The organism is Nocardioides sp., from assembly GCF_044226765.1.
Classification (GTDB): domain Bacteria; phylum Actinomycetota; class Actinomycetes; order Propionibacteriales; family Nocardioidaceae; genus Nocardioides.
In genome coordinates, this window is record NZ_JBGAGJ010000019.1 from 24,043 (window position 1) to 35,018 (window position 10,976).

Sequence of the window (10,976 nt, forward strand, 5' to 3'; positions counted from 1 at the left end):
GACTCCTTCGGGACCTTTGGCCCGTTCCGGGGGACCCTCGACCGATCCGGGCGGCGCACGATCCTTTCTACGGTGGCTCCGCCAGGAGTCCGGTCTCGGAATCGAAGAGAGGTCCTTTCGTGGACAGCGTCCTCGACATCGCCAGGTGGCAGTTCGGTATCACGACGGTCTACCACTTCCTGTTCGTCCCGCTCACGATCGGCCTCACGGCGCTCATCGCCGTCATGGAGACGATCTGGCTGCGCACGAAGAACCCGGAGTGGCTCCGGTTGACCAAGTTCTTCGGCAAGCTGTTCCTGATCAACTTCGCGATCGGTGTCGTGACCGGCATCGTGCAGGAGTTCCAGTTCGGGATGACGTGGTCGGACTACTCCCGATTCGTCGGCGACATCTTCGGCGCCCCGCTGGCCGTCGAGGCCCTGCTGGCGTTCTTCTTGGAGTCGACGTTCCTCGGGCTCTGGATCTTCGGGTGGGACAAGTTGCCGCGCGGGCTGCACGCCGCCTGCATGTGGCTGGTGCACTTCGGCACCCTGTTCAGCGCCTGGTTCATCCTGGCCGCCAACTCCTGGATGCAGCACCCGGTCGGCTACCGCTACAGCGCGGTCAACGGGCGCGCCCAGCTGGTCGACTTCTGGGCAGTGATGTTCAACAAGGTCCAGCTGGTCACCTTCCCGCACGTGATCACCGCCGCGTACATGACCGCCGGCTCCTTCATCCTCGGCGTGAGCGCCTGGCTCTACGTCTCCAAGAAGCACGAGCAGGACAAGGCGCTCTACCACAAGGGTCTGCGCTTCGGCGGCTGGATCATGCTGGTCGCCGGCGTGCTGGTGGCCATCACCGGTGACGCCCAGGGCAAGGTCATGACCGAGGTCCAGCCCATGAAGATGGCCGCGGCCGAGGGCCTGTACGACACGGTCGACTCGAACGCCGGCTTCTCGATCTTCACCGTCGGCACCCCCGACGGTCAGGAGGAGAAGTTCGCGATCAAGATTCCGGGCCTGCTCTCCTTCCTCGCCACCGGCAGCACCAGCGGCAAGGTCGAGGGCATCAACGACCTGCGCGCGCAGTACCAGAAGGAGTTCGGGCAGGACCCGGGCGCTCGCTACTACGACCCGAGCGGCAACTACTCGCCGGTCATCCCGGTCACCTACTGGTCCTTCCGCTACATGATCGGGTTCGGCGTCCTGGCCGCCTTCTTCGGCGCGCTGATCCTCTTCCTCACCCGCAAGGGCCGGGCGCCGACCTCCAAGTGGTTCGCCCGGATGGCGATCTGGACCCCGATCGCGATGACGCTCGGCAACGCGTTCGGCTGGATCTTCACCGAGATGGGCCGCCAGCCCTGGATCGTCTTCGGCCTGATGACCACCTCCAACGGCGTCTCGCCCGGCGTCAGCGCCCTCGAGGCCTGGATCTCCGTCATCACGCTGACCCTGCTGTACGCCGTCCTCGCGGTCGTCGAGATCGGCTTGATCCTGCGCTTCGCCAAGCGTGGCGCCGACCCGTTCCAAGAGCCTCCGGACCCGTCACGTGACAGTGACGACGAGGACCGACCGCTCGCATTCGCGTACTGAGGAAGGCCGTCATGGAGCTCTCCACCATCTGGTTCATCCTGATCGCCGTCCTCTGGATCGGCTACTTCACCCTCGAGGGGTTCGACTTCGGCGTCGGCATGCTGCTGCCGATCCTCCCCAAGAACGACAAGCAGCGCCGGGTCATGATCAACACCATCGGCCCGGTCTGGGACGGCAACGAGGTCTGGGTCCTCACCGCCGGCGGCGCGACCTTCGCGGCGTTCCCGGAGTGGTACGCCACCCTGTTCAGCGGGTTCTTCCTGCCGCTGCTGCTGATCCTGCTGGCCCTCATCGTCCGCGGCCTGGCCTTCGAGTACCGGCACCAGCGCCCCGAGGCCAACTGGCACTCCTGGTGGGACCGGGCGATCGTGGTCGGCTCCTACGTGCCGGCGCTGCTGTGGGGTGTCGCGTTCGCCAACATCGTGCGCGGCGTGCCGATCGACGCCGACAAGGAGTTCACCGGCAACCTCTTCACGCTGCTCAACCCGTTCGGGCTGCTCGGCGGCATCGTCACCCTGCTGCTGTTCATGACGCACGGCGCGATGTTCCTGGCGCTCAAGACCGACGGCGACCTGCGGGTGCGCTCGCGGGAGCTGAGTGTGAAGCTGGGGCTCGGCACCGCCGTGGCGGCCGTGGTCTTCCTGGTCTGGGCTCAGATCCTGACCGGCAACACCGGCTCCGCGATCTTCTTCGTGCTCGCGGCGCTCTTCCTTGTCGGTGCGATCGCGATGGCGCGGGCCGCCCGCGAGGGTTGGGCCTTCATCGGGACGTTCGCGACCATCGCCTTCGCGGTCGCGGGCCTCTTCGTGGCCCTGTTCCCCGACGTGATGCCCTCGTCGACCAGCGCGCTCTACTCGCTGACGACCAGCAACGCGTCCTCCTCGCACTACACGCTCACCGTGATGACGATCGTGGCCCTGATCTTCACGCCGGTCGTGCTCGTCTACCAGGCATGGACCTACTGGGTGTTCCGCAAGCGGATCGCCGAGCACCACATCCCGGACGCGCAGCTCGAGGCGGTCGCGTAACCGTGGCAGCGGTCTCGGGGACTGACGGGGACGTCGGATGAGACCGACCGACCCGCGGGTGCGCCGGCAGCTGATGCCGGCGCACCGCCCTCTCGGGGTGGTGCTCGCGGCGGGGCTGGTGAGCTGCCTGCTGCTCATCACCCAGGCCTGGGCGGTCACCGAGCTGGTCCTGGCCGCGCTGCACGACGGCGCGGTCGGGACCTGGGCGGCCGTGGTGGCCGCCGTCTTCGCCGCGCGGGCGCTCACCGGGTGGACCAGCGACGTGATGGCCGCGCGGGCCGCAGCGGTCGTCGGCACCGACGTACGCCGGCGCGTGGTCCGCGCGATCCTGCGCGACGGTGGCGCGGGCCGCTCGACCGGTGAGCTCGCCGGCCTGGCCACCCGAGGCGCCTCGGCCGCCGAGCCGTACCTCACCCGCTACTTCCCGGCCCTCGTGCTGGCCGGCGTGCTGCCGTTCCTCACCCTCGTCGCGATCGCCGTGCTCGACCCCACGAGCGCGCTCATCGTCGTGGCGACGCTGCCGCTGATCCCGGTCTTCGGGATCCTCGTCGGCCTGGCCACCCAGGACCGGGCCCGCTCGCAGTGGCGGGCGATGGCGTCCCTGTCCGGGCACTTCCTCGACGTCATGCGCGGGCTGCCGACCCTCGTCGCGTTCCGGCGCGCCGAGGCGCAGTCCGCCACGATCCGCTCGACCACGGACCGCTACCGCGAGCGCACCATGCAGACCCTGCGGGTGGCGTTCGCGTCGTCTGCGGTGCTGGAGCTGGTCGCGACCCTGTCGGTCGCCCTGGTCGCCGTGACCATCGGCATCCGCCTGTCCAACGGCGACATCGGCCTGCAGACCGCGCTGATGGTGCTGCTGCTGGCCCCGGAGGCCTACTGGCCGCTGCGCCGGGTCGGCGCCGAGTTCCACGCGGCGTCCGAGGGCGTCGCGACCTTCGAGGCGGCCAGCGACCTCGTCGACGCCGACGACCCGGGCCCGCGCCGCCACCCCGGCCCGATGCGACTGGAGCACGTGAGCGTGCTGCGCCCCGGTCGTACCGTCCCGGCGCTCGACGACGTCTCCGTGTCGGTGCCCGAGCGCGGGGTCACCGCCGTGACCGGCCCGTCGGGCTGCGGGAAGTCCACGCTGCTGCTGGTGCTCGCCGGTCTTCTCGAGCCGACCTCGGGCACGGTGACCGGCCCGACCCGCGACCTCGTCGCCTGGCTGCCGCAGCGGCCGGTGTTCGTCTCCGGCACCGTCGCTGACAACCTGCGCCTGGCGCGGCGCGACGCCTCGGACGACCAGCTGCGGGCGGCACTGCGCCGGGCTGCGCTCGGCGTCGACCTCGACCTGGTGCTCGGGGAGGACGGCACGACCCTCTCGGCGGGTGAGCGCGCCCGCCTCGCGCTGGCCCGCGTGGTGCTGGCCGAACGGCCCTTCGTGCTCCTCGACGAGCCGACCGCGCACCTGGACCCCACCACCGAGCAGGTGATCACCGACGTCGTCCGCGAGCTCGGCCGCACCAGCTCGGTCGTCGTCGTCGCCCACCGGCCCGCCCTCGTCGACGCGGCCGACCAGGTCCTGCGGCTGCCCGCGCCGGCGCCGTACGTCGCCGCCCGCCCGGTCGCCCCGACGGTCTCGAGCGCCACCACCGCTCCGGCTCGGCCGGCGCCCCTGCCGGAGCCGAGCACGCGACGCCGGGGCCTGGCGATGCCCACGATCCTCGGTGGCCTGGCCTCGGCGTCCGGCGTCGCGCTCACGGCCACCGCGGGCTGGCTGATCGTCAAGGCGTCGTACCAGCCGCAGATCCTGCTGCTGCTCGTCGCGATCGTCGCCGTGCGCACCTTCGGCATCGCCCGCCCGGCGCTGCGCTACGTCGAGCGGGTGCAGTCCCACGACGTGGTGCTGCGCATGCTGGCCGCGCGCCGCGTCGAGGTGTACGACGCCGTCGTGCCGCTGACGCCCGGCGCGCTCGGACGCCGCCGCGGTGACGTGCTCGCCGCCGTCGTCGACGACGTCGACAGCGTCCTCGACCGCGAGCTGCGGGTCCGGATGCCGGTGCGTGGCTTCGCGATCACGGCCGGGATCGCGGCCGTCGTCGCGGCGTTCGCCGCGCCGGTCTCGCTGGTCGGCGTCGTCGCGGTGTGCGCGGCGGCCACGATCGCCTACGTGCTGTCCCGGCGAGGTGCCACCCGCGCCGAGCAGGGCGCCGTCGCCACCCGCGCGCGGCTCTCCGACGCCGTCGTCGACGCCACCCAGACCGCGAGCGAGCTCGCGATGTGGCAGGCCGAGGACCGCGCCCTCGACGCGGTCGGCGCCGAGAGCGACGAGCTCGGCCGGCGTACCGTCGCCTCGGCCACCTGGCTCGCGACCGGCCGGGCGCTGGTGCTGCTGTGCTCGGGCCTGGCCGTCGCGGCCGCAGCCCTGCTCCTCGCCCCGGTCGTCGCCGACGGGTCGGTCTCCGGGCCGATGATGGCGCTGCTGGTGCTGCTCCCGCTCGCGTTGGGGGAGGTGGCCGGTCAGCTGGCCGACGCCGGGGCCCTGTCGGCCCGGACCCGGGCAGCGGAGGACCGGCTGGCCGCCCTCGCCGCGCGGCCACCCGCCGTGGTCGAGGCGGCGTCGCCGGCCGGCCTGGAGGTCGACGAGACCGGCGTCGAGGTCGGCGTGGAGGGTGTCACGGCCGCCTGGGGGGACCGGGTGGTGCTCGACGACCTGGACCTGGTGCTGGCTCCGGGTGAGCGGGTGGCGGTCGTCGGCCCCACGGGCTGCGGCAAGAGCACCCTCGCCTCGCTGCTGCTCCGCTTCGTCGACCCGGTCGAGGGACGGCTGCGGCTGGGTGAGCACGCCCTGCCTGAGCTCGCCCTCGCCGACGTGCGCGGCGCCGTCGGGCTCGTCGACGACGACCCGCACGTCTTCGCCACCACGCTCGCCGAGAACGTCCGGCTGGCCCGGCCCACCGCGACCGATGCCGACGTGGAGGACGCGCTGCGCCAGGCCAGCCTGGGCGGCTGGGTCGACTCCCTCCCCGAGGGCCTGGACAGCTGGCTGGGCGACGGCCACGCGCAGGTGTCCGGCGGCGAGCGGGCCCGCATCGCCATCGCCCGCTCGCTGCTCGCCGACCAGCCCGTCCTGGTGCTCGACGAGCCGGCCGCGCACCTCGACGGCGCGACCGCCGACGACCTCGCGGCGGAGGTCCTGGACGCCGGTGACGGCCGCACGGTCGTGTGGATCACCCACGCCGACGCCGGGCTCGACCGGGTCGACCGGGTGCTGGACCTGGGCTGAGCTGCCGCTGTCCCGCCGCTGTCCCGCCGCTGTCCTGCCGCGGCCCGAGGCAGGTGCCGTCGTAGAGTTGCCCTGCCGCACCCACGGCACCGGCGGTCGAGCCACGCGCCGGGTCGGCTTGCTGATAGGAATGGGCACATGGGCGACACACCCCCGATCCGCGTCTACCTCCTCGACGACCACGAGGTCGTCCGGCAGGGCCTCAAGGCGCTGCTGGAGGCGTCTGGTGACATCGAGGTCGTCGGCGAGTCCGGCACCGCGACGGAGGCGGCCAGCCGGATCCCGGCGCTGCGGCCCGACGTCGCCGTCCTGGACGCGCGCCTGCCGGATGGGTCCGGCATCGAGGTGTGCCGCACGGTCCGCGCTGTCGACCCGTCGATCCGTGGCCTGATCCTGACGTCGTACGACGACGACGAGGCGCTGTTCGCCGCGATCATGGCCGGAGCGTCGGGCTACGTGCTCAAGGAGATCAAGGGCAGCGACCTGGTCTCCGCGGTCCGCCAGGTGGCCGCCGGCAACTCGCTGATCGACCCCAGCCTCACCGCCAAGGTGCTGGAGCGGGTGCGCAACCCACCCTCGACCGCGCCCGAGCTCGCCGACCTCACCGAGCAGGAGATGAAGCTGCTCGGCTACATCGCCGAGGGGCTCACCAACCGGCAGATCGGCGAGCGGATGTTCCTCGCCGAGAAGACCGTGAAGAACTACGTCTCCAGCATCCTGGCCAAGCTCGGCCTCGAGCGTCGCACCCAGGCCGCCGTGCTCGCGAGCAAGCTGCTGCGCTGACGGGCGGCTGCTCGTTTCCCCGGTCGACCGGTGAAATGTGCACGACACGCCGATGGCGTACGGCGTGTCCTGCACGTTTCCCCTGACAAGCCTCCCGGTCGACCGCCATCTCACCTCGAAGCTCTCCCGCTGGCCCCCCGGGGACGTCATGCGAGGTGGGCGCCCGGGCAGCCGGGTCGGATGACGTCGCGCTGGCGGTCCGGGTACGTGATGCGTAGTGGTCGCCCGGGCAGCCGGGTCGGATGACGTCGCGCTGGCGGTCCGGGGACGTCATGCGAGGTGGTCGTGGGCGCAGCCGGGTCGTATGACGTCCCGGCGGAGTCGGGAGCGCCAGGTCAGCGCAGCGGCACCCGCCACACGAACGAGGTGCCCCGGGGGCTGCGCGGGGTCAGCTCGAGCGACCCGCCGAGCGCGGAGGCGCGGCGACGGGAGTTGCGCAGGCCGCTCTCGACGGCGTCCGGACCGATGCCGACGCCGTCGTCGAGCACGGTGAGCCGCAGCTCGTCGTCGTCGACCGCGACGGTGATCTCGGCGTGCTCGGCGCCGGCGTGCCGGGCGAGGTTGGCCAGCGCCTCGCGCAGCACCGGAAGCAGCTGCTCGCGGATCTCCCGCGGCACCACGGTGTCCAGCGGGCCGACGGTGTGCACGAGCGGGTCGAAGGCCAGTAGCGGGGCGTACTCCCGCGCCAGCTTGCGGACGTCGGCGCGCAGGGACGGTCCGCGCTCGCGGTGCTGCAGCTCGAAGATGGTGCCGCGGATGTCCTTGATGGTCGTGTCGAGCGCCTCGACCGCGTCGTCGATGCGCGCTGCGACCTCCGGTGCCGCCGTGGTGGCTGCGCCCTGCAGCTGCAGGCCCGTGGCGAAGAGCCGCTGGATCACCACGTCGTGCAGGTCGCGCGCGATCCGCTCCCGGTCCGACATCACGGCGAGCTCGGAGCGGTTCTCGATGGCCTGGGCCCGGTCGAGCGACAGGCCGGCCTGGTCGGCGAACGACGCCAGGAGGAGTCGCTCCTCCGACGCCATCGCCGCGCTGCCGGGCTGGTGCAGGATCACCAGCAGGCCGAGGCTCACCAGGTGCGTGCGCAGTGGGACCAGGGTGGCGGGGAACCCCTCGAGCTCGGCGTCGACCGGGTCGGCGTCCTGCCGCGGCCAGGGCCGCTCCTCCAGCGCGACGAGAGCGGCCTCGACGACGGGCGCCGTCTCGGGGTCGGCGGAGATCGTGTGGACCGGGGAGCCCTCCTCCAGGTGCAGCACCGCGACGGCCGCGGCCCCGGTGACAGAGCGTACTGCCCGGGTGACCTCGGTGAGGCCTGCCTCGAGGTCGATCGGCGGTTGGAGCGAGTCCGAGAGCGTCGCGGACGCCTCCAGCCACCGGCGCCGGCGCTCGCTGACGCCGTACGCCCGGGCGTTCTCGATCACGAAGCCGGCCGTGCTGGCCAGGGCCTCCACGAGCGCCTGGTCCTGGTCGGTGAACGGCCCGCCGCCCTGCTTCTCGGTGAGGTAGAGGTTGCCGAAGACCGTGCCGCGGATCCGCACCGGCACCCCGAGGAAGGTGCGCATCGGCGGGTGGTGGGCCGGGAACCCGACCGAACGGGCATGGGTGGTCAGGTCGTCGAGCCGCACCGCCTCCGGGTGCTCGATGAGCATGCCGAGGATGCCGCGACCGTGCGGGATGTCGCCGATGGCGGCGCGCTCCGCGTCGGTGAGGCCGGTCGTCACGAAGTCGACGAGGAACGACTCGCCGCCGAGCACGCCGAGGGCGCCGTACCGCGCCCCGGTCAGGTGGGACGCTGCCTCCACGATGCGGGTCAGCACCGTGTGCAGGTCGAGGTCCGAGGAGATCGCGATGACCGCGTCGAGGAGCGCGCGGGTGGCCGCCGGCAGCGCGGGCGCGGGCTCGGTGTCCACGCCGTCAGTCTGCCCCACGAGCCGGGCGGTCGCGTCCTCCACCGGCTAGAGGGTGCGGCGGACGGCGAGGGCGCCGTCGAGGTCCCAGGACGACCCGATGCGACGGCCGCTGACCTCCGACCAGCGCAGTCGGACGTACAGGGTGCGGGCGCCGGCGGCCCAGGGGCGCGGCTCCCACGTCGCGCGGATGTGGTCGAGCTCCTCGGCGTCGTTCACGACCTCGCCGCGACCGCGCACCACGACGCTCCAGCCGCGCTGGCGCTCGTGGTCGAACTGGTCCACCTCGAACGCGAGCATGCTGTCGCGCCCGTAGGTCCCGAGCACGCTGTACGGCGAGGTCCGCACGATGATCGCGTCGTCCACGACGGAGTAGTTGACCGGCACGATGTGGGGACCGTCCGGCGCGGCCAGCGCGATGCGTCCGCCGACACCGGTGCGCAACAGGTGCTCGCACTCGGAGCGGGTCAGGTCGATCGCCTCGTGCACGGTGCGTCTCCTCGGGACGGTTCGGGTCGTCATCCATGGTGTGTCGCAGACCTCGGCCGCTGCAGGGCCGATGGTCCCGAAGGCGCAGACCTTCGACGCTACTCCCTGGTAGACGATCGGCGCACCGTGGTGACATGCAGAGCACTGCGATTCCCGCGGGCACCGTCGTCGTCGGCCTGGATGGTTCGCCGTCATCGGAGCGGGCCCTGGACTGGGCGATCGACCACGCGCGGCGCGAGCGCCGGCAGCTGACGCTCGCGCACGGCCTGGACCCGGCCGGGTCGGTCTGGATGGACCCCGAGGGTGCGGACCACCGCGCCGTCCTGGAGGCCCTGCGCAGCGATGCGCTGGAGCTGCTGCGCACCGCGCGCGACCACGTCACGCAGGTGGCACCCGACCAGACGGTGCACGAGGCGCTCTGGATGTCCGACGCGCGGATCACCCTCCTCGACCTGTCCGAGCGGGCGGCGGTGGTGGTGGTCGGATCCCGCGGCCGGGGGCCGCTGCGCAGCATGCTGCTCGGCTCGGTCGGGCTGGCGGTGTCCCGCCACGCGGCGTGCCCCGTCGTCGTGGTGCGGCCCGGGCACCCCGGGCTGGTCCGCCACGGCGTGATCGTCGGGGCGGACGCGAGCGAGCGGTGCCGCCCGGTGCTGGAGTTCGCCTACCGCGAGGCCTCGCTGCGCGACCTGCCGCTGACGGTGGTCCACAGCGGCTGGGACGACCACGGGGCGCTCGGGCTGGCCGAGGCGGTCGCCGGTCTGGCGGAGAAGTTCCCGGACGTGCGCACGTCGACGCGGCTGGTGCACGACGACCCGGCCGACGTGATCGCCCAGGAGTCCAAGCGGATGGACCTGGTCGTCATCGGCGCTCACCACCGTGGGCTCGCCGGGACCATCGTGCACGGCTCCATCACCGACGCGGTCGTCGAGCACGCGTCCTGCCCGGTCGCCGTGGTCCCGCTCGCCGATGGCCGGTGAGATCGCCGTGAGCGAGGTGCCCGCGGGCTCGGTGGTCGTCGGCGTCGACGGGTCGTCCACGTCGGACCGCGCGGTCGACTGGGCGGCCGAGCAGGCCCGGCTCGAGTCTCGGGACCTGACCCTGGTGCACGCGACCGGAACGGCCGGCACGGCCACGCTGCTGTGGATGGACCAGGCCGGCGTCGACAGCGTCGCCGCGGTCGCGGCGGTGCGTCAGGAGGCCGAGCGGCTGCTGCAGGCCACCGCCGACCGGCTCGCCGACGTCGTCCCGGAGGTCACCGTGCGGGGTGTGGTCGCCGAGCTCGACCCGCGCGAGGCGCTGCGCGAGCTGACCTCGCAGGCCGCCCTGCTCGTGGTCGGCTCCCGAGGCCGCGGCCCGGTGGCGAGCCTGCTGCTGGGCTCGGTGGCGCACGCGGTCACCCGGGACCCCGCGTGCCCGGTGGTCGTGGTCCGGCCGGAGGGCGGCCACGCCGCCCGCGAGGGGGTGCTCGTCGGCGTCGACGAGGCGGGCACGTCGACGCACGCTCTCGACTTCGCCTACCGCCTCGCCGCGGCCCGCCGGCTCCCGCTTCGGGTCGTCCATTGCATCTTCGACGTGCGGGCCCCGACCGGCGACGTCGGCCCGGGGGAGGCGGGGTACGACGCCGAGCGGCTGCTGCTCGCCGAGACCGTGTCCGGGATGGCCGAGCAGCACCCCGACGTAGGGGTCACCACCGTCCTCACCCGCGGGCTGGTCGACCGCACGCTGGTGCGGCTGGGCGAGGCGGCCGAGGTGGTCGTCGTGGGGGCACACCACCGGGGGCCGGTCGCCGGGATCGTCCACGGCCGCACCGCCGCGACGGTCACCGAGCACTCGACGGGCATCGTCGTAGTGGTGCCGGAGCCCGACTGACGCGTCGAGACACCGGAGGTGGCCCCGTCCAGGTCCGCGGAGGGGCCACTTCCGGTGTCTCGAC

General features: G+C 72.9%; 8 protein-coding genes. 6 read left to right on the forward strand and 2 right to left on the reverse strand.

Features of this window, described 5'->3' with window-relative positions:
• Window positions 1-119 precede the first annotated feature (119 nt).
• The 4 genes from ACILRH_RS23125 to ACILRH_RS23140 all read left to right on the forward strand — a co-directional run bounded on the left by ACILRH_RS23125 (window position 120) and on the right by ACILRH_RS23140 (window position 6,650).
• A complete protein-coding gene (locus tag ACILRH_RS23125) occupies window positions 120-1,571 on the forward strand; it encodes a cytochrome ubiquinol oxidase subunit I (RefSeq protein ID WP_395696436.1) in 1,452 nt (483 codons plus the stop codon).
• An 11-nt stretch (window positions 1,572-1,582) separates the two neighbouring features.
• A complete protein-coding gene (gene cydB, locus ACILRH_RS23130) occupies window positions 1,583-2,599 on the forward strand; it encodes a cytochrome d ubiquinol oxidase subunit II (RefSeq protein ID WP_395696437.1) in 1,017 nt (338 codons plus the stop codon).
• 37 nt (window positions 2,600-2,636) lie between these two features.
• Window positions 2,637-5,867, forward strand: a complete 3,231-nt coding sequence (cydD, locus tag ACILRH_RS23135) for a thiol reductant ABC exporter subunit CydD (RefSeq protein ID WP_395696438.1) — start codon at window positions 2,637-2,639, stop codon at window positions 5,865-5,867.
• A gap of 138 nt (window positions 5,868-6,005) precedes the next feature.
• Entirely contained in the window at window positions 6,006-6,650 is a 645-nt protein-coding gene (locus ACILRH_RS23140) for a response regulator (RefSeq protein ID WP_395696439.1), read from the forward strand.
• A 335-nt stretch (window positions 6,651-6,985) separates the two neighbouring features.
• Here ACILRH_RS23140 and ACILRH_RS23145 read toward each other — a convergent pair whose 3' ends face one another.
• Both ACILRH_RS23145 and ACILRH_RS23150 read right to left on the reverse strand, forming a co-directional pair.
• Complete coding sequence (locus tag ACILRH_RS23145; RefSeq protein ID WP_395696440.1) at window positions 6,986-8,557, reverse strand: GAF domain-containing sensor histidine kinase; 1,572 nt, start codon at window positions 8,555-8,557, stop codon at window positions 6,986-6,988.
• 45 nt (window positions 8,558-8,602) lie between these two features.
• The gene (locus ACILRH_RS23150; RefSeq protein ID WP_395696441.1) at window positions 8,603-9,043 is read right to left on the reverse strand and encodes a pyridoxamine 5'-phosphate oxidase family protein; all 441 of its coding nucleotides are present in this window, start codon (window positions 9,041-9,043) and stop codon (window positions 8,603-8,605) included.
• Between the two features lie 134 nt (window positions 9,044-9,177).
• On the opposite strand from ACILRH_RS23150, the gene ACILRH_RS23155 reads away from it, so the two are divergent.
• Complete coding sequence (locus tag ACILRH_RS23155) at window positions 9,178-10,020, forward strand: universal stress protein (RefSeq protein ID WP_395696442.1); 843 nt, start codon at window positions 9,178-9,180, stop codon at window positions 10,018-10,020.
• A 7-nt stretch (window positions 10,021-10,027) separates the two neighbouring features.
• Complete coding sequence (locus tag ACILRH_RS23160; RefSeq protein ID WP_395696443.1) at window positions 10,028-10,912, forward strand: universal stress protein; 885 nt, start codon at window positions 10,028-10,030, stop codon at window positions 10,910-10,912.
• Window positions 10,913-10,976 lie beyond the last annotated feature (64 nt).

Coding starts and splice junctions, on each gene's coding strand:
- cydB (WP_395696437.1), top strand. CDS start 1,583: ATGGAGCTCTCCACCATCTGGTTCATCCTGATCGCCGTCCTCTGGATC.
- cydD (WP_395696438.1), top strand. CDS start 2,637: ATGAGACCGACCGACCCGCGGGTGCGCCGGCAGCTGATGCCGGCGCAC.
- ACILRH_RS23140 (WP_395696439.1), top strand. CDS start 6,006: ATGGGCGACACACCCCCGATCCGCGTCTACCTCCTCGACGACCACGAG.
- ACILRH_RS23155 (WP_395696442.1), top strand. CDS start 9,178: ATGCAGAGCACTGCGATTCCCGCGGGCACCGTCGTCGTCGGCCTGGAT.